This is a genomic window from Aminipila terrae (genome assembly GCF_010120715.1).
GTDB lineage: Bacteria > Bacillota > Clostridia > Peptostreptococcales > Anaerovoracaceae > Aminipila > Aminipila terrae.
In genome coordinates this window covers 2,590,474-2,611,373 of the sequence record NZ_CP047591.1, presented here as the reverse complement: position 1 = coordinate 2,611,373, position 20,900 = coordinate 2,590,474, and the positions used below count along the sequence as shown (strand labels likewise).

Below are 20,900 nucleotides of genomic sequence, written 5' to 3'. Positions count from 1 at the left end.
CTTTTTACAGTATTTGTATTATATTTTTTCCACGCAATCAATTTTTTGTACTAACATTAAAAAAATAAAATAATGAGTGTTCTAAATCCTAACCCATCCTATTTGCTTTTATACTACCTCTACCAATTGCTACAAAATAAAACGGCATTTCACTTTTCTTTATCTTAACTCATTTATTATATTTTGTATGCTTCTTAAATTTCCATTATTTAATCCATTATAATAGTTGCCGTGCTCTTGAACCGCTTCTAATGCCTTTTGAAACTGCTTGTCCCCATAATCTTTCTTTATATTTTCTAGTATATAACGAGTCGCATAAGAATTGAAAGTACGTGTATATCGTTGACCCTCCATCATAGAAAGGAAACTAGAAATATAGTCTCCTGACGAACTCACATTCATTCCAGTTTCATCTGCTATCTTATATTTCCCCTCATTTCATCCTATAGCTCCATGATAAACCATTTTTACAATTTCATAGGCTCTATGAGTCATTTCATTTGTTATTTTCATATTTCCATCACCACTCCTATACTATTTGAAAACATTGTTATATAAGATTATAAGTTCTCAATGTCTCAAGGGCTTCATGACTAATTTCATTGTTACCATCTACAATAAATACTTTTCAATGCAAATCAATAGCATCAGTTTTAATCTGTGAAAATTACCTTTATAAGTTTGTCATTACTCCTTTTTTAATCAAAACTCCACCTATTTATCGCAAATTCCAATATTTTTTCATGCCTTTTTTCAATTGCATGAGAATCCCATTTTGGTTTCTTTCTTGTTTCATTCAAAAAAGTCACAATTTCTTCTTGCTGTTTTAAGACTGGATTACTCTTATAAGTTTTTAATTTTTCTGCAAAAGGTTTATTTCCAATGGATGCATTATGCGACCCCGAAATAAGCATAAGGTTTCCCAGTGAATTTAACCAGTCTTCTATGAATTGCTCTGAATACATATTATTCTTATCAACTTCATATCCAGACGCAATCCATCCTTCGTCAGGGGTTTTAGGGGAAATATGTTCAATTTGCTCTTTTTCTATTTTAATTTTATTAGTGTCATAACCTTTAAGTTGAATACTATGTTCATATTCCCAAAGCACATAATTGATCATTTTGTTTTCATACATATTACTATTTAAGTATTCCTCTATTCTGTCATCGCTCCAATACCAGTTATCATTTAATGTCTTTTTTATTTCTGAATTTAATTCAATAACATTACCTTTAAAATTTCTGAGTGCTGGATATAGCTTACTAACAATATCCGATCTACTGTTTATAAGTTTATACCTAAAACTTAAGATCTCCATTGTCTTAAAAAGCTGCTCTAATTTTGAAGAATCTTCCTTGAAATATTTTAAACCTTTAATTATAAATGCATACACAAAATAAGGCATACCAATTTGATTAAGCTTCATTAAGTATTTATTATTAATCCCTTGTAAAAATTTCATGTTTGAAAAGGTTGTATGTAACTCATCAGTGAAATCTTTAATCCATTTTACTCTATCTGACTTTATTTTCTTGTATTCATCTGCTATATCAGCAATACTTCTATATCCAAAACCTTTAGCTGTATATGCATAACAATGGTACATGAAAATTCTATCCTCAGTTAATTCTCTTACATCTTCAGATTCATTATTCTCCTTAAGATCATTTATAAGCCTATATATTGGGTCGAATTTGTTTGCAACATATTCAATGTTAGAGTCAGTTTCTTTTATATTACTTACTACATAGAGTTGATACATAAAAAAGATTTCAGTTTTTCTAAATCAGAGAGTTCCTTCCCTCTATTATTTTGTAATTCAAACATTAACGCAGAATCCTTTTTTCCTTCTAGTTCTATACAATTTACCTGCGCCTCTTCTAATATTGAAAATATTTTTATTAACTCTTTAGTTTGTATAAGTGATAATTCTTTTGTAAAATACTCCTTTGCATCCCTCATTCTTTTTTGTGATGGCGTAGAAATGCTATATTCATCCTTATTTTCTACAATTAGTGTATCATAGCATCCTCTATCATAATCAACAGGCCTAAGTTTAATTACACCATCATCTTTAAAGTAAATTTTTTCTTTTTTCTTGAAATTTACTTGCCTTACAATTTCAGGTTCCTTATCTAATCTACTATGTAAAACGTTCAATAAAGCTCTCACAAATATAGTGACAGTAGTGAGTCTTTGTTGCCCATCAATAATTTCGTACTCAGAATCTTTTGTATTGTTTCTAGAAGTAAATTACCATAGCAATAAATGTTTCCACCCGCTTGTTGTTCTTTTAGATCTTCTAGGAATACTTTTCTTTCCTTTTCATCCCAGGAATAAGCTCTTTGATAAACCGGAATTATCATCATTTTCTCCGAACTATCAAATAAACCTTTTATGCTTTTTTGTGAAAACTGCATCATATAAATATATCTCCTTAGTCGATTTAATTAAACTTCATTTAATTAGAAAAGTGGTTAGAATTATTTCACTCTAGAACTAGAGTTAGCCGATTAAATCAGCTAGGTCGAACTTGCTGCAACATTTTTCTTAATATCTCTCCACCATTTAGGCTACCATTATATAAAATAGCAGCATTTCTGTTGAAGTTTCTAAATATTTTGTCCTTGACTTTCTAATAAGTTATTATATATTTCATATGCAACATTTTGAAATGCTACAAGGATTTCTTCTTGTTTGCTAAAAGGGAGCACGCAAATTAAATCTCTATCAATGTGATCATCTTTATCATAAGTTTTAATTATTTCAATTTTTATATTTTCTGTGCTTTTAAAATTAACATCAATTACAAAACTTTCAAAACTACTCTGATATTCATATTTAAATTTCATGGAGGTAAAATAGAAGCCTTGCTTTAGAAATTTTTGAACTATTCCAGTTTCTCGAATACTATTACCCTTAAATACTGCACTATTTATTCCAGCCAACTCATCTTTCGTTATACTTTCTTCTCCATCTTCATCTTCGTCTAAGTTTTCAGTTTTATTTACATCTACCCCTTTTATATCTTCAAGTCTCCACTCTTTATATTTATAAGCAATTAAATCATCAAAAAATTTAATTTTATTATCATTATTTAACTTATCTAAAGTAATATATTCAACATTAAAAAGATTTTCTTTATTCTCGCCAAAACTCAATTGATGTATAAATATGTCTAATTCCTTCAAATCTGAATTGTCATTTTGTCTAATATCAACAATTAATTTATTATCTAAGCTTCTTTTTTCAATTTTAACATTTATTTCTTTAACTTTATCTTTTAACAGCTCTATTTTGCCTTTTACTTTTTTGGTATAAAGAATTTTAAAAAGAATATTTCCCTCTTTATTTTTCTGTACAGACTCAATTCGATATTTTTCATTTTTGCTCTTATATCTATTTAGCTCATCCGTGATAAAATCTTGAAATTCATTTATTCCCATGTCTTTTTCACAAGGTTCTAAAATCATAATTGAAGATTTTTGATAATTCTTATCACTTTGTAGCATTTCTTGCAATTTTTCTATATCACTGCATCCAAAAAATATAGGATATATCTCATTCGATAGCTCTTCTGAGTTTTGCACCATAGAAAAAATTCCTTTTTGACTTAAAAACCATTTAATCTGTGTTGTTGAAATTTCTTTTTCAGAAATTATCATTTTAATTTGACTATTTGGCGCAAACGATTTTATCATAATACCTCTTCTCTCCTTACTGATAATAAATTATGAATTAAATGTTATTTACTGGTGATATTCTAGGATTCCTCAAAAACTCAATTTTAATTTTATCAATATCAAACAATTCTTCTTTTGCATACAAAATAAATTTTTGATTAACAAGATTTACATCCTCTGGTGTTTCTGGGAAAAAACAAAAAATATATTCATCTGCATTTTCCATTTGTAGAGCTTTAAACATACTAAACAAATATGGAAAAGATTGATCTATCAAGGAATCAAAAGAAAATACTACTTTTTTAGTTTTTAGTTCTGTAATCTTTCTAACATGTTCCGTGATGGTAACTTCTTCTTTATACTCTGCAAAAACAAAACTAGAAAACAAATGAGTTAATGAAATTTGTGGCATCAGAATCAGCTTAGAATTCATTATGCTTGGATAGTAAAAGTTAAATTCGCTATTTTCTTTATTAAATTTAGACTCAATGAAAGAAAACATAGCATCCCATTTTTCAATTTCTTTATTTCCTGCAACAAATATATTTAATGGATTTCTTTTATTTTTATATTTTAAACTTCTTAAGTATTCTCTAAACGCAAGATCATCATAGTTCCCATCATTCGCATGAATAAGTAATATCCCGTTTTTATGTACATCACATTTTTATTATATTCTAGCAACTCTTCCGCATTTTGGGCACACTCCATAGTCCATTCAAGCTGTTCAAACCACGTTTGTATACTCTTTTGATTTATTGCTTCCCATTTATAATTCTTACATTCTGTAATTATTGATATATACTGGTTTTTATACGGATCTAAGCATTTATGGTATAGATCTATCCCATGAGTCTTTTTAGGATTTCCTTTTTCCGTTCTATGGCTACTTTTCGTGCATTTAATTTCCTGATCTCTAGTTAGTTCTTCCCAATTGAACCGTTCATAAATCTTCTCACCGAATCCTTCCAATTTATCCCCTATTTTTTTAGCCTGCTCGCCCATATATTTTCTCCTATCTTACACAAATTTTTCTAACGAGTTCTAACGTTTTCAATGAAATCTCTTCTTTTGATTTATAAACTACCACACTGCCACTCTTATATATCATCATAGATACTACTTCATTTTGTTCTTCAGATATTATAATCGCCATCTGAACTAAATCCTTAGAATATTTCTTTAATGTATTGCTTGGATTATTATGATTTGATAAGTCAAATGTACAATTTGCGACAATATCTTTTTCAATTAAAAAATTTTGGATTTTAATTCTTCCTATTTTTATATTCCTCCCTTGAAGATCATTGGCAATGTTTTCAAGGTTAATATCAATTGATTCTATGCTAACTTTATGATCTAATCTAATTCCAAGTTGAGTAACTAATTTATTTGCATTAGACTTACTACTCCAAACGTCAATAATTTGATTTTTTAAGTCAATAGAAAAAGGAATTACTAGGCTTTTTTTAACTACAATAGTCTCTAAAGAGTTTATGTCTTCATTATAAATCATTTCTTTGGCATAGAAATAAGTTACATAATAGCCATCAATGATTGAAGCTGTCTCTTCATTTAAAATAAACCTCTCCCCTTCTTCACTTAATGAATTAAAAATCTTTTCACATAAATCTTTTATGGACCATGGTTCACTCATGTGAAATTTCATAAAATGCAAGCTATTCACAGCCATTTTCCTACCTCCATACTTTCAAAAATATAATTCAAATATAAAAGAGTGATAAAAAAGATTCTTTGTATTATAATAATTACCATTCTTCCTAAATTCTCTGCCACAAATCGAAGCGGAATCATTGTTTAACCATTTATAACTTGAGCTTTTACATCCATTAAAACTTTTTCTCCATTAATGAATAAATCCGTACATAATATTTATAACCGTTGGAAGTAAAATCTGTTACATTTTCATTAAAATTCCTCCACTTATGTTCCTTCATTCTATTTTACTTAAGATGATGACACATTTTGGGATTCTAATATATTTTTATTACTCCAATAGCATATTCTTTTACTAGTTATTAGTTTCAATATCTTTATTATAACTTACATATTTCCAATGTTCACCATATGCTACTATGTTTTTGCACACAACATTCGACAAAATTTGACAGCATTCAACATTTATTAAACTTTTTTCTACCTTGCCTATAAAAAATCCTACTTATTTGGATAACAGCACACTATTTGAAATATAATATCATTCCCCATACCTTTGGAGATTGATTTATAATAAAGTCATTATATAGTTGCAAGTCACCATGAAGTTGTACAATTGTTGTAAACTCTAATTTTCAGTTTTAATAAAATTTCCAAATTTATTATTAAGCTCAGGATTTTCTAATTGTATAATTTCTTTGGGAGTTAGATAGAAAAAAGAAGGTATAAATAAATAGTGGACCCTTTCCAAGTAAAAATCACCTAAAAAGTGGTCCACTATTAAAGTAACACATTCTTGACTATCTTTATACCCTTCATAAAATTTTAACAATTTTCCCTCTTTAATACTAATACCCTATGGCAACATATGTATCTGTTGTGCCACCAGATGTAATTGTACACTCTTGGGTTTCTGTATCAAATATAAGACTAGATTCTATTCCATTAAAATCTTCAAGCGTTACGTATATATTTGCCCCCGTATATGTAAATGATTTGACGAAGAAAACATCTTCACCATTTAAAGAACTTACAAAATATAAAGAGTCACTATCTAAGTTTCTATATACCAATAGCTCAAAAGAAAGTTCATTACTTGTACTTATTGATCCAGCACTATAAGGATCTGCCATTATAACATCAGATACTACAAATGTCTTATCACCCATATTGTCTTCTATCCGTTTAATATCATCGTCCCACCCTTGTATATAACTCTCTTCTTCACCATAATCAGTGTTACTATCTTCTTTAGTACTATTGGAATTAATAAGTTCATTTTCTTTAGCCTTATTGGAAGTATTCGTATCAGACGGTATTGTAATCACCTTTGAAATCAATAAAAATTTTGACATATAGTTATCTAACTCACTGGTTAGCTTCTCTATTTCTTGAGATGATGAAAGATATGTATTAACTTCTTCTTCGGGTATAATTTCATACTTATTATAAGTGGATTCAAATCCAGAATCATCAATAACTGACGTTTGTCCGTTTTTTTTAAGATAAACTTCCTCCATGGCTCCTTTTTTTAGTGGTTCACTACTTTCAATAACCCCTTCCCAATCCTCTGTAGAATAAATACCAAATTCATTGTAATCATAACTTGTACTATAGTATTCATCAAGATAAGACTTTTCATCTTGAGACTTTATCCTATCAGATATATATATACTTTGAACTAATGCATCTTGAAGTTTAAAATAATTTGTATCCTCTAATTTTTTATATGTCGCCCTAAATTCCAAAGCATTTTTACAAAGTTTTCCCATTCGAGAATCCTCTTCATAATCAAAATCTGATAATATTTTTAAAACGTAACTTAAAGAATTTTGAGCATAATCATAATCTTTATTTAATAATGATTCTTTATTTTTTTTAATTTCATCTATGATTTTCTTTTCGCATTGATCCATCATATATATCTTCCCGCTTAAATCTAAAGAATCATAGTAATCTTTGTATAGATGATAATCACTTTTATATAAAAATCCATCAATGTCTTGACTAGATGGTGAACAAGCAGTTAAGCAACTACATATTATACTAGTAATAATAAATACTATGACAATATTTTTCTTAAACGCTATGCTTTTCATTTTTTTTGATAAGCTTTTATAAAATATAAATTTTACCATTAGAATATCCTCATTCCTGAAATGTTTTTATTTTACTTATGAAAATGGGCAAGTCTCAATATTTGGGCTTCATTATATCTTAAATACCCTGTTTCCCTATATAAATTAAATTTTCTTATTACGGAGCTACGCGTCCAACGCGTCATTTTCTATATACCAAAAATATAGTGCATTTTTGTGCACTATATTTTTACTGGCTTATTCGGTCTCATCCATAAAATTCATATAAGTAAAGTCCGTTCTAAGGTCTAAATACTTATTAAGGAAATATTTTGAATTCCACCAATCCAATTCAGTACTCTTTAGTTCCTTTAAATTAAATTTCTTATACTTCGAATAGAACTGATTTACTGTAGTATCAGATGGATTCAATACATCAAATGTAGTAGATTCAACTATAAGTTTACTAGTAGTACCATATGCTGTTTTATATGGTACTTCAATCCAAGAATGAGATTCACCATTAGCAGCAGTACCTACAACAATAGTATTAGGAATGCCACAAGCCTTTAGATAATATGATAGATATGCTGACATCTCAGTACAATCAAACTCATTGAATTGATAGCTAGCTTCCCAATCAGGGTAATACTCAGCCATTAATTCCATGGCACCGGTTGTTCTCTTTGGAACGTCATACGGATCATAGACATTGTCCAGATAAGTGTCCATATATTGACAATATATAGCTGGGGCTTGACAGTCATGAATAACCACATTGTTTCCACCTTTGTCAGTTACATTTCCGAATGGTAACATTAATACAACCATGCACACCATAAATTGATTTAACATTTCTTTATCCTCCTTAAATTCTTTTATTTTCCTTGCGAAGATGAACATATCTCTATGACAATTTTTATAAGGTTTTCTATTCTATCATTCTTAACATTCATTTCTGTAAGCTACTATTCCTAACATTCTTCTACTTCCTTAAACATGTATATATTCTACTCACTATAACGGACACATTTTTGGGTTCACGAAAAATAAGTATAAAATAAATTTTTTATGCACTTTGCTATTTAAGTCTATCTTTCTCACATTCTTTAATAAGTTTTTTAATCCATCTTTCTGAATATCCAGTTTTTCTTGCTATATCTTTTGTGTTTGTGCCATCATACTCTTCCTTAATTACGATTCGTATGTATTCCTTACTGTATATTTTTGATGGGAAGTTTAGCTCCTGCCCCTATAATGTTCATAGATTTTTTCCATATTCTCTATTCCCACCAGGGAAGCCAATTCTTTATAAATATCATTTAAACATTCCATTCTTAGCTTACCTTTAATGCTATCACCTCCATGAAAATAGATTATTTTCATAGTTTAACTTTTTTCTTGTGAAGAGTCTAAGAGACAAAATAGTGAATTATTCATGGAATAATTCACTATTTTAACGTCTAAGAAAATATACTCTTTTATTTGTAGCATTAGTTGACTAAACTCAGCTCACTAGTTTTTCTGCTGTAATAATATACATTATTAGAAAGCACTTCATCGGGTGCTACTTCTGTCGCATTAACTTCCTTCACCATTGCCTGCAATTCCTTAGAATTTACTAAATTATTATCAGGAATAAGCAAGACTTCATGAGTTGAAGATGGGAGCATATAAAAGTCACAATTATGCTTTTCAGCAAAATTTTTAAGTACATCGTCATACAAAAGACACGCTGCTCCATTTATCTTCTTTTTATTGGTAAGTACATACATGACATTACTGTTTTCGTCCTTTAGAGCTTGTACATCTTCTTCTAGCATTCCTACCATTTCCCCTATTAAGTCTTCCATGCTTTGTATTTCATATGGTAAAAGCTTTGAGGTATTTTGTTCTGCATATTCATGTAATTTACCTTTTGATATTTTCCAGCTTTCTAAAAGAGTATTGCTAACTAATATAGTAGGGTTGCCATCGTCTTTGATATCAAGCTGCACCTGGTACACTAGTGTCAAATCCAGATAATCTGAATGTGGCACATTCTTTAGCAGTTCTTTATTCATTTCAGCATTAATTAACTTAAAGGTAATCTTGTCCTTTACATTGTTAAACTCCATAAAGCTTCCTAAAGTAAAACTTATATTTTTACTTCCCATATATTTGCCTATAATGTCTTTAGCTATTTCTTCCACTGTTCTATCTTTATACTTTTCATCATAACCATTTAGATAAAATAGTGGACCCACATTACTGCCTTTTTCAACTATATTTAAAGCTTCTAGGGTTAAACCATTATTCTTTTTTATATTTTTAAGGTCTACGTTAAAGCCATCACCCATAAGCTTTGATACTTCTGATATAAGCTGATTTTTAAAACTTTCCATATTTAGATTATCCATTTGTTTTTTCCTCCATAATTAGTTAAACTGCCTTTTTCATATTTTCAGGCAAACTCTTAAATACCATCATATAAAGTATTTTCATTACATCTCTAATGTCCTTAAATTCCGAATGTCTCTGTTTTAAGAATAGAAGTAGTTGTTTATTCTCTACTACAAGTTTCATACTTGATTCTGCAAGCTTATACTTCTTTAAGCTTTCTATTGCCGTTTCCATACTCTCCCCTTCATTTAAACAGTCTAATACAAAACATAATGCTCCCAAGGGATATGGAATTAATTCATCTGTACTTCTTTCCCTTTCTTTTTCCAGGTTTATCAGCAACATATTTATTCCTCCAATACTAGACCATTGTTTTTAAAACTAAAGGTTTTCATGTCTCCAAGAATAACATGGTCTAACACTTTTATTCCAAGTATCAGACCAGCATCACATAACCTTTTTGTAATATTCTTATCTTCCATTGAAGGTGATTCTATTCCGGATGGATGATTATGAAAAAGAATTACAGAAGCTGCGTTACTCAAAATTGCAGTCTTAAATACTTCCCTCGGATGCACGATAGTACAGTTTAAATCACCAACTGCAACTATACTGATATTGGTTGGCTGACCTTTTGTATCAATACACATTACTCCAAACTGTTCTCTGTCTGGTTTTCCAATAAAGTTTTTAATCAGACTACCTGCTTCATCAGGACTTTTAATTACTCTGTCCATATACTTTATTGAGGTTTCTTTTACAATCTGAACTTTTACAACATCCACTCTCTTACTGCACTTCATATTCTTCTAACCTGCCTTTTTATAGTTCTTCAGATATTCAATAAACTCACTTGCCTGTTTCTTGCTTAAATTTCTGCTTTCAGTTACCCCATACATTTTTTCCATGTCACTTCTGGCCGTTTCTACAGGTATTCTTGAATCGGAAAGAATTGTATAAATATATGAAAGTTGCTTATTGCTTGCTGACTCTTCTTTGCCCGCTTTTCCATTTTGATCTTGCACTGTATTCTTCTTATCACGACTTTTATCCTTCATATTTCTGGGTTTTCCTTCAGCTCCATCTCCTAAAAGATTGTCCTCAACATCTTGAGTAAATATATCACTACTCCTTGTTGCTGAAAGGACTGCATCTACAAAGGCTCTTTTCTTTGCCATCTTTAGGATTGTATTTGTAAGGTTATATGCATCCTGACTTCTATACTTCTTTTCCATGCTGTTACAGGAACCGACTCCCTCTGCTTCAATAACACCCGTCTTTTTATCAATTACTATGGCTTTAACTTCATAATGAAATATACCTTTATCAAAGTCCTCCATTCTGCTTACAATTTCGATTCTTTTAGAAAGTCCAAAAACATCACAAAGTTTTTCTGCTCCCGATTTAAACAAGCACTTTTTATCTGTCTTAGGAAGATATCCGTAATCTGTTCCCTCAACCATTATTTCCGATATAAAGTTTTGCAGCATTTCCAGTCTTTGCTTGACTTCATGCAAAGAAAAAGCCATACCGTTTTCTTGGTATGACTTCATTTCTTGACCACATGGGTTATCTGGGATTTGCTCATTAAGGCTTATGACTTTGTCACTTAATTTTTCTTTAACTGATTCCATTTTCATCTCCTATTTTACCGCCAGTTTTCTATATTCGATCTGCTTAATATACTGATTATATTTTTCCGGCTCTTTTTCTTTAAAAGATTTATCATTAAATCTGGCAGAACTAATATTGCTCCAAACTACCTTTCTTTCGCCTACAATTCCTATTTCACTATCTCCAAGCATTTCCTTAAGTTTATTTCCTGCTAAATCTTTTATTTCTTTTATTCTCTTCTCTTGCTCCTGTGCTTCAAGGTACTGTTCAATATATACAAGGCCTTCTTCTCCAAGTTCAAGCTCTTTATCTTGTACTGCTCTTGGATATATTTTATCAAGAAGTGCTGTTGAAGCTTTGCTTCCGTCAATAGGCGGCACTTGCTTAGTTTTAACATAATTCCAGAATGCGCCTTCAAGCCTTATAAGCAGATTTATGACTTCATCATCACGCTCAATAAACTTCCATACAAACTGATTGCCGCCTATTAGTGCTGCTATATATGCACCTTTATATCCTGTTACTGCCATGTAATGCTGTACTTGCAGGTAATATTCTTCAGGTATTTCAACATTCCACTCAGCATGTTTAAATGCACTTGCTGTCTTTGCTTCAAATACACAGGTTCCGTATTTCGGATCGTAGACTTCACCATCAAGGTTAGCGAGCATAAAACGATGCTCTTCATGTTGATACATACACGGAACGGTGTTGACTGTAAGTCCTGACCTTTTGGAGAATTCTTCTCTTACAACTGATTCCAAAGTATGTCCCCAGTATGCTGCTTCTGAATCTCCTTCTTCAAATGGAAGCTGCTCCGTTTTATCCATCCAAAGTTCAACTACTGATTTATACTTATTGATTCCACAAACAACAGAGGCATCGGAACCTCCGATGCCTCTTCTTCTAAGTGCCAGCCATTTATCTCGTGGCATATTTTCTTCTAGTTTTATCTTATTCATTTTGTTTTTCTCCTACCTAATTAAAACATCAATTTCAGTTTCCACATAATCACCTGAATCAAGAATAATCACTGATTTATCATACTTTTGTTTTACTATTTTATAAGCATCTTCACTACTTTCAGCTTTTACAGTTACAGTTCTTGAAAGAGTTTCTGTTATGCGCACCTTATACTCTTTTCTCATGCTGCTACCATCTGAACGGCTCTGTCTATCAGTGGGTGTCCATCTATTGTCTTTGCAAATAGATTCTCAGTATAATTTGATGTTTTTCTAAGTGGCTCAGCATGTGTTGCAAAATCTGATATAGCATTAATAAAGCGCCATGCATTTTTAGGTAATACCTTTAAATCTGGCGCTTCAAAATATCTATGTGTTATGTCACTTCTCATTCTGGTTACATTGTTTTTCTGCAGTTCAGTTGGATTATCAGGCATTTTAATAAGCTCTTCAATGTTCTGTATTACCTTTTTATCTGTTAATTTTATTAGACTTAAGTTTTCTGACCTATCCTGAAGTGCCATCATATACCTGTCTGCCATAAGCAGGGTATTTCTTGCATCTTCCAGCTTATTTTTCATGTCTCCCATGTGAATTGTTGACCAAATACGTTTTGCATTATCTAATGCAAGATTTAAAGTGTTCTGGCATACAACTCTTACGGGTGTCATAGCAACTTTAATTGCTCCTGTTCCATCATGGCTGTTTGAAAACACTAAAAATGGCTCTACTGCTTCATCTGCCAGAGTATATTTCTCAGGCAATTTTGCTAAGAGCCAAATCCTTTTACCATCATTTAAACTTCCGGCAGTCTCATAAGTTACACCGTTTCCAATAAGGCTGTCAGTAAAGCTGAAAGCTTTTTCATTTTGAACCACCTTGTATCTGTCAGATACTACTCCTAAGATACTTCCATTGTCAGACCTCACATTTGCCTTAAACCCAGATATGTCCTTAAAATCTGCAGTCATTATTTCTTCCTGCCTTACCGTCCAGTCAAGACCTGCCATTTTTATTGCTTTCTTTGAATCTAAAGCCTCTTCTACACTGACTCCAAGTCCGTGCCATGGAGCCGTCCTTCCTACATAAAACATACTTTCTACATTTGCACTCATAATAAAATATCTCCTTTCAAGATTTAATTGTTCTTTATTAGAGATATAATATATAAGCAAAATATGTAACTATACATTTTTAACCTCACAAAATACAGTCACATGGCATTTGACAGTATTAGCTATATTTCTGCTTAGTTCGTGCTATCCATATAGGAAGTTCCTTAGTCAATCTGATTATGTGTCCTAACCTATTTCCCGCAGATTGATTTGTGGCTTTATCAAAGTCAGCAGTTTTCATGAGTTCATCAATATACGGAACAAAATCTGGCTGAGAATCAGAATAGGAAGATAAAGATTTACTAAGCAACTCGGCATCTACTCCCCACTTTTCAGCAAAAATCTCAACACTCTTCTTTTGTCTGATTTTTTCCATGCTTCAAAGGCTTCATCAAAGTTCAAATTACTAGATAAATTCCCCGGAACCAACTCTGTATTAACAAACTCTTTTAAAAGCAACGCTTGCTCATCTTCACCCATATTACTAAGTTCCTGTATTTGCTCATGAATAATCCTCAAAGTTTCATCATCAACAGTTTGAATACCGTCCACATTTCCAACCTTGGAGCCAATCAAGCTTAAAATATGAGCAGCATCTATCACTTGAGTCCCTGCCAATTTTGTTTTACCTACAAGCGGCCTAACGATAACCTGTGATGGTGTTGAAGTGCCAGGTTTATGCGTCAGATTCTTATATGCACCAATATACTGCATCCAAATGTGCTCTGTTATGCCAAAAGTACTATCGTCCCAGTGAAACTCATAATATTGCATCACTAGATTCAATTGATCGGCAGACTCTTTAAAGGTAAGAATAAAATTTTGTTTTTTCCTTTCATCATTTTTAAGAGTTGCCCATTCTGTGGGGTCTGGCAGTGTTAGAATCATCTCTCCAATCTTAATTTTGAACTTCTTAACTGCTGTTGAGTAGAGGTCAACAATTGCAGGACTACTCTTTCCACCACTACCGTAAAGTTCCAACGCTTTGTTCACGATTTTCTCTGTCATTTTTGGATATTGAAAATTAACAATACTCCCGAATTCCTTAGTTTTACCAAACACTCGATTTGTACGGGAATAGGCTTGAATTAGCCCTTGCAGTTCCAAATTTCGGTCAACATACAACGTGTTAAGTCGCTTCGAATCATATCCCGTCAAAAGTTGGTCAGCAACAATTACTAAGTCTATATTTTTTTCATTTCTTCCACTTCCACCACGAGTCGCTCGTTCTACAACATCCTCAAAATAAGCATCTTCACCGTGCCTTTTATCCCCTACGATAAATTCAATTCCTGTAAAATCAGAATAGTCCTTAAACATCCCTTTTATGATTTCAGGATCTATGTTATCCGGGTCATTCTCATTTCCAAAACTAAACGTCATCGCTATATTTAACTTCGCATCACGTTCTTTCAGTTGTTTCTTAAACTCATTATAATATGCAATTACACGATTTTTATAAGCAACTGTTAAGATTGCATTGAACTCGCGGTTTTGTGATTGCTTCCCCCAATTAGCAAGGATTTCTTCTGCAACTCTAGGAATATGCGTTTCATCTTGGTATTTAAGGATATTTCGTTTCTTCGCTTGGGATTCCACCTCTGCTTCGGACCAGCTTTGCACCAAACGTTCAATATCTCTCCTTGTCTCATCCGGCTCTTCTTCTTGAATTTTCTCTATAAGTTGATCACGTAAATCTTCGTAATTTTTAAACTCTCCCGTGTTGATATAGTCCACGTTAAAACCTAAAACATTACCATCAGAAATAGCTTGATCAATTGTATAGTCATGTAAGCTCGGTCCAAAGAGTTTTTCAGTTGTGTTAATGACCTCACTCTTCTCATTTACTTTTCCTTTGACCTTATTTTCATCAAAAAGTGGTGTTCCCGTAAATCCAAAGAATAGGCCATTTTTCTTAAAATAGTTTTTTATTGTTCCCATCATTTGGCCCATAGTGGTCCGATGGGCTTCATCAATAATAAACACCATTTTTTTATCTGCCAAACTATTATCATGAGCCTCTTCCATCTCTTTTACAAGACCATTCAACTTAAACGTGGTCGTTACGATAATACCGTTTTTAGGTGACTTTAATTGTTTTTTTAGATTATATGTATGCTTCGTCTCATCTACCGAAACAGGCTCATATTCAGCATAGGCTTTAAAATTGTCACTCGTTTTGGTATCAAGCTCACGTCTGTCTACTAAAAAAACCACTTTATCGAACCCTGCCCGTGTTGATAAAAAGAGTGCGGTCTTAAAACTTGTAATGGTTTTACCTGAACCGGTTGTATGCCATATAAAACCACCATGCGGAACCCTCTCCTCATTGTCCCACCCGAAAGCAGCACCTTCAACTGCTTGAAGGGCATATACTTGATAAGGACGCATCAGCATATGACGTCTATTTTCTTCTTCCTTTGCTTCATCAATAACGAGATAATCACCAACCATTTGATGCGCCATAGGAATCATAAGAAAATGTTCTACGACCTGTTTCCAATTGTTAATTTGTTTATTTTTCTTATCTGACCAATGAAATACAAAGCTAGTATTAAAATCAGCTAGCGATTTTGGTGTAGCAAAATAACGAGTCTCTATTTCAGACGTAATAACCATCATCTGAGAAAATGCCATGAAACAATTTGTGTACTCCCCATCACGGAAATATCTAACAAACTGTCCAAATGCTTCATCTAGAGATTTGTCTGTACGTTTTTGTTCAATATTAATTAAAGGTAAGCCATTAATTAGCAAGACAATATCAAAGCGGTTATCATTTGGCGTTACAACTTCACGAGCTATTCTATAACTTGAATCTCCGCCTCGTACTTCTGCTTTTTTGAAGATTGTCAATGTAATTTGTCTTCTGGTTATCTTCGGATTATCCTCTCTATAAATGCCGTCAATCTTTCCTTTTGACTCTTCAATTGCTAGAATTTTAGCGGCTTCATAGCTGTTGCTGATTTGCTTAACCTTTACCATAACTTGATTGAACTCACCATCTGTCAGAGGGATACCTTCAAGCTGATCCGAATTCATACGATTCAGTTCTGTTCGCCAGTGCTTAGTCAAATCATCTACTGTAACCTTTTGCTTATTGCCATTAAGAAAATCAGGACTTTCCCATTTGTACTTAGTAAGTTCTTTAACAAAGTTTTCTTGAAATGCTTTTTCAGAAGCATTCTTTGGTGCATTGCTCATGACTTAAGCTCCTTCCTATATAAGCAACTCATTCAAGTATGCCTTTTTAATATTTTGCAATTTTTCTAACTTACGCTGATGAAGGTTGATAAGGTTGTCTAGTTGTTGAAAGCACAGGCCGATTCTTTTTTGTTCTTGTATAGACGGAACTGGAATATCCATCATTCTTATTTTACTAATACTTGTTCTTGTACGTGTGCTTCCTTGAGCATCGTTATTAATTTGATTAAGAAAATATTCACACTTTGTCATGTAAACAAAGTATTTTGTATCAATCAGCATTTCATTAATTTTTATTCTAACTGCATCTGATGAAAGAACGTACATTTTATCAGTGTTTGGTCGCTCAATTGTAAGCCCTGATGGCATCATTTTTGCCATTACAAGTTCACCCGGTTCAACTATACATCTCTTAATTTCCTTGGCATGTTCAAATGTTGTATAACGTACATTTTCGTCTTGCCAACCACCTTCTCCAATGTTGCTTAGTTGTATAATTCGAGCCTCTTTTTCATCTGTATAATGTACTACTTTCAGATTACTTCCAAATGGTCCATCAGCAATATCCTTTATTAATTCGGAAACCTTATGCTGTTCCCAATCGCCAGTAAACTCTGCAAATCGGCGTTTCGGCACCAGCTCTCCTTGCGCTGGGAACATTTCTGATAAAAATGCAGATTTTAATGCTTTTGTCTTTTCTAACTTACGCTGATGAAGGGTGATAAGGTTGTCGAGGCCTATAAAAAACTCACTAATTTTATTTTGTTCTTCGATTTTGGTCAAAAAAACTGTGAACTTTTTCATTTCAGATGAAAGAATGTGCTTAATAGTATTACCTGTGGTAATATTATCAATTGCTTTCTTATAGTTTGAAGTCTGATACTGATAATTCAGAAAATATGGGTCAACAATTTCTTTTGGATTTGAAAAGATGATTAACGCATGAGCTGCAGAGTTATTGAGTTCAGGCGGAATTACAGCTGCATGTCCAACATGTCCAGACTGAACCATAACCATATCACCAGTTCGTAACCAATTGTCCTTTTGTCGTAAATAAAACTCGTCATTTATAAAAATTTCACTATTTCTATTAATCTGACCATCTTTAACATTGTTTGATTCTAAATAAAAATTACCTTGAGGTATGTAATATGGTGTCGCTGTACCAACGAATGCATTTCTTATCTTATCGTATATATCCTCTAACTTACGCTGTTCCCAATCATTAGTATTTTGAAATTCCTTGAAACGTCTTCTGGGTACTAATTTTTTATTTTCGTCCATCTACAGCACCACCAATTCACTCATCAAGAGTTCCAAATCACTTTCTAGCTTATTAATCTCATCATCAATATCAGATAGTTTATTCGCATAACGATTGTTTAGCATTTCCAAAGTAGCAATTTCCTCTTTTAGCGGTATTTCAACCAATTTGACTAAATCAGCAACCGTAGTACCAAACCATTTTTCAAATATAAGTTTATCGATTTCTTCATCAGTCAGTACAAGGATTCTTTCATAAATAGCCTCTTTGAGTTTTTTCTCTTCGTATTTGATTTTTTTGCCTAAATCAGACTTTTCCTCTATTAAATTATCAACTTTCTTAAGTAAATCATACTTTGTGGTTTTCTTTATTGCCTTTTTGAGCTCTGCTTTAACCAATTTATTTTCAAATGAATCTTGGGGTTCGTCGTCTTCATTTTTCTTTAGAGCATCATATAAAGCGTCATTTTCGTCACTATCTTCAACTTTAGCAGCTTCAACTAATTCGGTAAGCTCTGATTCAATTTCACTTACATGAGTTTTTTTGTCTTCTATTGCCTGAAGCTCCTTGCTATATAACCTCTTAGCTATCAAATCATTAGGAACAATTGCTCCAATCCAACCATCTTGCTCTTCACGTTTGTTACTTCCCGTGCCCTTTGTTACCATGTTCGGTTCACGAGTACGACCCGCTGTATAGAAATCACTTCCTGCAATCAACTCGGTATCATGAGTTAAAGCATTCTTCCAAATTTCAGCCACTATCTGATATCCATCATAGACATCAATGAATTCAACACCTGATAAAAGCTCCTTGATGTGAGATAACATTTCTTCCATCAACGGATTTATTTCTAATACATCATCAATTTTACGTAAGGCTTCCCAGTATGTCGCAATGAAGTCTTCTGTTTTTGCCTTTATTTCCTGTGACTTTTGAATGACACGACTATCGCTCAATACCGTAGCTGTCAGTTCACTTATAGGTTTTATTAGTACAAAGTATCCATCTCTAATTGGCGCTAGGCAACTATCTATAATATCTTTTACTGTTTTTTGTAGAACTATTAAATCATCAATATTTTTCTGCGGAATACCGCCATATAAATGCCCATCTACATCATGTGCAATTTCACTATCAACCACTTCAACATATCTTGGGATATTCATGTTAAAATCGTTTTCGATGATCTCTTCTCGAGTAGCCAAATGGCTATATCCCTTTATCTCAGCACGGTTAATATAAGCATCGACAATTTTAGCAATATCTTTTTCTTGTAGTATATTTTGCTTTCCGTTCTTGATAAAATTCTTTGATGCATCAATCACAAGAACAGGCTCCCCAACTTCTCTGTTTTTTTTCAGAATGAGAATACATACCGGGATACCTGTATTAGTAAATAGGTTACTAGGTAAGCCGATAATGGCATCAATGCGATTTTTCTCCAACAATCTCTTGCGGATTTCACTCTCAGACGAACCACGAAACAGAACACCGTGAGGTAATACAATAGCCATTGTCCCGTTTTGTCCTAAGTGATATAATCCATGCAATAAAAATGCAAAATCGCCCTTTGAATCTGGAGGGAGTATGCCATCTACAATTTCGAACCTTGGTTCGCTGCCTTTCAAGCCTGCTTTATTCCAATTCTTCGCAGAGTAAGGCGGGTTCATTACCACCGCATCGAACAATACACCTTCATTTGGGCGGTCTGGATCTTCGGGCCAATCATGTGATAGCGTATCTCCATTTTTAATGGTCATTTTTTCAGGTCGAACGCCATGAAGTAGCAAGTTCATACGCGTTAAGTTATATGTCGCCGTATTTTTTTCCTGCCCATAATAACTTAGACTCTTTTGAACCTCTTGACTCAAATGTTTTTTAACCGTAAGAAGTAGAGAACCGGATCCAACTGTAGGGTCGTATATAGATTCAATATTTGATGTTTTGGCAACGATTTGTGCCATAACCTCACTGACTTGTCTAGGCGTATAGAACTCTCCTGCCTTTTTGCCAGATTCCATCGCGAATTGTCCGATTAGATATTCGTAGGCATCACCAAGAACATCACCCTTTTGTAAAGCCACCATATTCAAATCTGCGAATAACAAAATTAACGCCCTTATATTCTTGCTACGCTCATTTAGATTGCTCCCTAATGCGGTGTCGGTTAAGTCAAGCGTAGAACTTGAAAATAACCCTTTAAAATCATTTGAATCACCAGATACAGCAAGGGTTCGTTCAAAATAATTCAAGCTATCTGTTACTCTCTGAACTTCAAAATTACCTGAGTTTATATCTTTCAGCCATGTATGATAAAGATATTCTGGTTTTACATAGTAGCCAAGCACCTTTTGAATCATTAAGTCTAAATCTTCGCCATATTCTTCTCTTGATTTAGTATACTCCTCCACTAGTTGAGCTTCTGTTACTGGTCCCTTAACTGCGCTTGCTTTGAATATTTCTAAAGTTTTATCACTTAAAAATTTATAGAACATTAAGCCTAGCATATAGTCCTTGTATCGGCTTGCATCCATAGAACCACGTAGCTCGTTTGCTCCATCCCATAATCTGCGTTTAATTTCTTCTGATGTAATCACTATTTACTCCTCCAAGCTCCTTATCTGTTAAGTCCAATAATATATCCAATATCAATACCAACTTCTACGCATATCTTCATTATTGTTTAAATTGAATTATTTTATTTCAAATCATTTTATAAAGTTGCTGCTATTATTTATTGAGTTTTGTCCTTCTGTCTCCAATCATCAATTTGCATAATCTTATCTGTAGTTAGTTTTGTAGCATTCTAACTATCCCAATTGATTTCTCATGAACAAAAATTCTAACTTTTATTATACCATAATAAAATGAGATATTCTTTCATTTTCAGCGATAAAAAGCTAAATTTACATGC

General features: G+C 32.6%; 21 protein-coding genes and 1 pseudogene. All 22 read right to left on the bottom strand.

Going from position 1 to position 20,900, the window contains the following annotated elements; translation table 11 throughout:
- Nucleotides 1-159 precede the first annotated feature (159 nt).
- On the bottom strand, nt 160-402 hold the full coding sequence (locus tag Ami3637_RS12400) for a hypothetical protein (protein WP_162362854.1): 243 nt from the start codon (nt 400-402) through the stop codon (nt 160-162).
- Nucleotides 403-698: 296 nt separating this feature from the next.
- Nucleotides 699-1,766, bottom strand: coding sequence for an HNH endonuclease family protein (locus Ami3637_RS12395; protein ID WP_162362853.1), 1,068 nt, complete (start codon nt 1,764-1,766; stop codon nt 699-701).
- Nucleotides 1,748-2,370, bottom strand: a pseudogene (locus Ami3637_RS12390) (DUF262 domain-containing protein). The gene Ami3637_RS12395 and the pseudogene Ami3637_RS12390 overlap by 19 nt, the downstream one beginning before the upstream one ends.
- A gap of 246 nt (nt 2,371-2,616) precedes the next feature.
- Nucleotides 2,617-3,705 carry a hypothetical protein gene (locus Ami3637_RS12380; RefSeq protein ID WP_162362851.1) on the bottom strand — a complete coding sequence of 363 codons (1,089 nt, stop codon included), beginning with the start codon at nt 3,703-3,705 and terminating at the stop codon, nt 2,617-2,619.
- A gap of 37 nt (nt 3,706-3,742) precedes the next feature.
- Nucleotides 3,743-4,120 carry a hypothetical protein gene (locus Ami3637_RS12375; protein ID WP_162362850.1) on the bottom strand — a complete coding sequence of 126 codons (378 nt, stop codon included), beginning with the start codon at nt 4,118-4,120 and terminating at the stop codon, nt 3,743-3,745.
- A 149-nt stretch (nt 4,121-4,269) separates the two neighbouring features.
- Complete coding sequence (locus Ami3637_RS12370) at nt 4,270-4,692, bottom strand: hypothetical protein (protein ID WP_162362849.1); 423 nt, start codon at nt 4,690-4,692, stop codon at nt 4,270-4,272.
- A 10-nt stretch (nt 4,693-4,702) separates the two neighbouring features.
- Nucleotides 4,703-5,380, bottom strand: coding sequence for a hypothetical protein (locus tag Ami3637_RS12365; RefSeq protein WP_162362848.1), 678 nt, complete (start codon nt 5,378-5,380; stop codon nt 4,703-4,705).
- An 832-nt stretch (nt 5,381-6,212) separates the two neighbouring features.
- The gene (locus Ami3637_RS12360; protein WP_162362847.1) at nt 6,213-7,502 is read right to left on the bottom strand and encodes a hypothetical protein; all 1,290 of its coding nucleotides are present in this window, start codon (nt 7,500-7,502) and stop codon (nt 6,213-6,215) included.
- A gap of 198 nt (nt 7,503-7,700) precedes the next feature.
- Entirely contained in the window at nt 7,701-8,345 is a 645-nt protein-coding gene (locus Ami3637_RS12355; RefSeq protein ID WP_162362846.1) for a lasso peptide biosynthesis protein, read from the bottom strand.
- A gap of 178 nt (nt 8,346-8,523) precedes the next feature.
- Entirely contained in the window at nt 8,524-8,637 is a 114-nt protein-coding gene (locus tag Ami3637_RS19160; RefSeq protein ID WP_408609072.1) for a hypothetical protein, read from the bottom strand.
- A 44-nt stretch (nt 8,638-8,681) separates the two neighbouring features.
- A complete protein-coding gene (locus Ami3637_RS17120) occupies nt 8,682-8,828 on the bottom strand; it encodes a hypothetical protein (protein ID WP_202931054.1) in 147 nt (48 codons plus the stop codon).
- A 107-nt stretch (nt 8,829-8,935) separates the two neighbouring features.
- The gene (locus Ami3637_RS12345) at nt 8,936-9,841 is read right to left on the bottom strand and encodes a DUF5688 family protein (RefSeq protein ID WP_162362845.1); all 906 of its coding nucleotides are present in this window, start codon (nt 9,839-9,841) and stop codon (nt 8,936-8,938) included.
- A 22-nt stretch (nt 9,842-9,863) separates the two neighbouring features.
- Nucleotides 9,864-10,169 carry a hypothetical protein gene (locus Ami3637_RS12340; protein WP_162362844.1) on the bottom strand — a complete coding sequence of 102 codons (306 nt, stop codon included), beginning with the start codon at nt 10,167-10,169 and terminating at the stop codon, nt 9,864-9,866.
- Between the two features lie 2 nt (nt 10,170-10,171).
- A complete protein-coding gene (locus tag Ami3637_RS12335) occupies nt 10,172-10,627 on the bottom strand; it encodes a JAB domain-containing protein (RefSeq protein ID WP_162362843.1) in 456 nt (151 codons plus the stop codon).
- Nucleotides 10,628-10,633: 6 nt separating this feature from the next.
- Complete coding sequence (locus Ami3637_RS12330) at nt 10,634-11,458, bottom strand: hypothetical protein (RefSeq protein WP_162362842.1); 825 nt, start codon at nt 11,456-11,458, stop codon at nt 10,634-10,636.
- 9 nt (nt 11,459-11,467) lie between these two features.
- Complete coding sequence (locus Ami3637_RS12325) at nt 11,468-12,400, bottom strand: YqaJ viral recombinase family nuclease (RefSeq protein ID WP_162362841.1); 933 nt, start codon at nt 12,398-12,400, stop codon at nt 11,468-11,470.
- A gap of 12 nt (nt 12,401-12,412) precedes the next feature.
- The gene (locus tag Ami3637_RS12320; protein ID WP_162362840.1) at nt 12,413-12,586 is read right to left on the bottom strand and encodes a DpnD/PcfM family protein; all 174 of its coding nucleotides are present in this window, start codon (nt 12,584-12,586) and stop codon (nt 12,413-12,415) included.
- Nucleotides 12,583-13,515, bottom strand: coding sequence for a DUF932 domain-containing protein (locus tag Ami3637_RS12315; RefSeq protein WP_162362839.1), 933 nt, complete (start codon nt 13,513-13,515; stop codon nt 12,583-12,585). Before Ami3637_RS12315 ends, Ami3637_RS12320 begins: the two co-directional genes overlap by 4 nt.
- Nucleotides 13,516-13,633: 118 nt before the next feature.
- Nucleotides 13,634-13,891: a restriction endonuclease subunit R gene (locus Ami3637_RS12310; RefSeq protein WP_162362838.1), complete on the bottom strand. Its 258-nt coding sequence runs from the start codon at nt 13,889-13,891 to the stop codon at nt 13,634-13,636.
- Nucleotides 13,834-16,719: a type I restriction endonuclease subunit R, EcoR124 family gene (locus tag Ami3637_RS12305; RefSeq protein WP_162362837.1), complete on the bottom strand. Its 2,886-nt coding sequence runs from the start codon at nt 16,717-16,719 to the stop codon at nt 13,834-13,836. The genes Ami3637_RS12310 and Ami3637_RS12305 overlap by 58 nt, the downstream gene beginning before the upstream one ends.
- Before the next feature lie 15 nt (nt 16,720-16,734).
- On the bottom strand, nt 16,735-18,003 hold the full coding sequence (locus tag Ami3637_RS12300) for a restriction endonuclease subunit S (RefSeq protein WP_162362836.1): 1,269 nt from the start codon (nt 18,001-18,003) through the stop codon (nt 16,735-16,737).
- Nucleotides 18,004-20,583, bottom strand: a complete 2,580-nt coding sequence (locus Ami3637_RS12295; protein WP_162362835.1) for a type I restriction-modification system subunit M — start codon at nt 20,581-20,583, stop codon at nt 18,004-18,006.
- Between the last annotated feature and the right edge of the window lie 317 nt (nt 20,584-20,900).

Excerpts from the sequence above, each read along its gene's own strand:
- Ami3637_RS12340 (WP_162362844.1), bottom strand. The coding sequence starts at position 10,169 with ATGTTGCTGATAAACCTGGAAAAAGAAAGGGAAAGAAGTACAGATGAA.
- Ami3637_RS12370 (WP_162362849.1), bottom strand. The coding sequence starts at position 4,692 with ATGGGCGAGCAGGCTAAAAAAATAGGGGATAAATTGGAAGGATTCGGT.
- Ami3637_RS12325 (WP_162362841.1), bottom strand. The coding sequence starts at position 12,400 with ATGAATAAGATAAAACTAGAAGAAAATATGCCACGAGATAAATGGCTG.
- Ami3637_RS12305 (WP_162362837.1), bottom strand. The coding sequence starts at position 16,719 with ATGAGCAATGCACCAAAGAATGCTTCTGAAAAAGCATTTCAAGAAAAC.
- Ami3637_RS12300 (WP_162362836.1), bottom strand. The coding sequence starts at position 18,003 with ATGGACGAAAATAAAAAATTAGTACCCAGAAGACGTTTCAAGGAATTT.
- Ami3637_RS12320 (WP_162362840.1), bottom strand. The coding sequence starts at position 12,586 with ATGAGAAAAGAGTATAAGGTGCGCATAACAGAAACTCTTTCAAGAACT.
- Ami3637_RS12380 (WP_162362851.1), bottom strand. The coding sequence starts at position 3,705 with ATGATAAAATCGTTTGCGCCAAATAGTCAAATTAAAATGATAATTTCT.
- Ami3637_RS12400 (WP_162362854.1), bottom strand. The coding sequence starts at position 402 with ATGAATGTGAGTTCGTCAGGAGACTATATTTCTAGTTTCCTTTCTATG.
- Ami3637_RS12395 (WP_162362853.1), bottom strand. The coding sequence starts at position 1,766 with ATGTATCAACTCTATGTAGTAAGTAATATAAAAGAAACTGACTCTAAC.
- Ami3637_RS12330 (WP_162362842.1), bottom strand. The coding sequence starts at position 11,458 with ATGGAATCAGTTAAAGAAAAATTAAGTGACAAAGTCATAAGCCTTAAT.
- Ami3637_RS12360 (WP_162362847.1), bottom strand. The coding sequence starts at position 7,502 with ATGGTAAAATTTATATTTTATAAAAGCTTATCAAAAAAAATGAAAAGC.
- Ami3637_RS17120 (WP_202931054.1), bottom strand. The coding sequence starts at position 8,828 with ATGAAAATAATCTATTTTCATGGAGGTGATAGCATTAAAGGTAAGCTA.
- Ami3637_RS12310 (WP_162362838.1), bottom strand. The coding sequence starts at position 13,891 with ATGGAAAAAATCAGACAAAAGAAGAGTGTTGAGATTTTTGCTGAAAAG.
- Ami3637_RS12335 (WP_162362843.1), bottom strand. The coding sequence starts at position 10,627 with ATGAAGTGCAGTAAGAGAGTGGATGTTGTAAAAGTTCAGATTGTAAAA.
- Ami3637_RS12345 (WP_162362845.1), bottom strand. The coding sequence starts at position 9,841 with ATGGATAATCTAAATATGGAAAGTTTTAAAAATCAGCTTATATCAGAA.
- Ami3637_RS12365 (WP_162362848.1), bottom strand. The coding sequence starts at position 5,380 with ATGGCTGTGAATAGCTTGCATTTTATGAAATTTCACATGAGTGAACCA.
- Ami3637_RS12375 (WP_162362850.1), bottom strand. The coding sequence starts at position 4,120 with ATGAATTCTAAGCTGATTCTGATGCCACAAATTTCATTAACTCATTTG.
- Ami3637_RS12355 (WP_162362846.1), bottom strand. The coding sequence starts at position 8,345 with ATGTTCATCTTCGCAAGGAAAATAAAAGAATTTAAGGAGGATAAAGAA.
- Ami3637_RS12315 (WP_162362839.1), bottom strand. The coding sequence starts at position 13,515 with ATGAGTGCAAATGTAGAAAGTATGTTTTATGTAGGAAGGACGGCTCCA.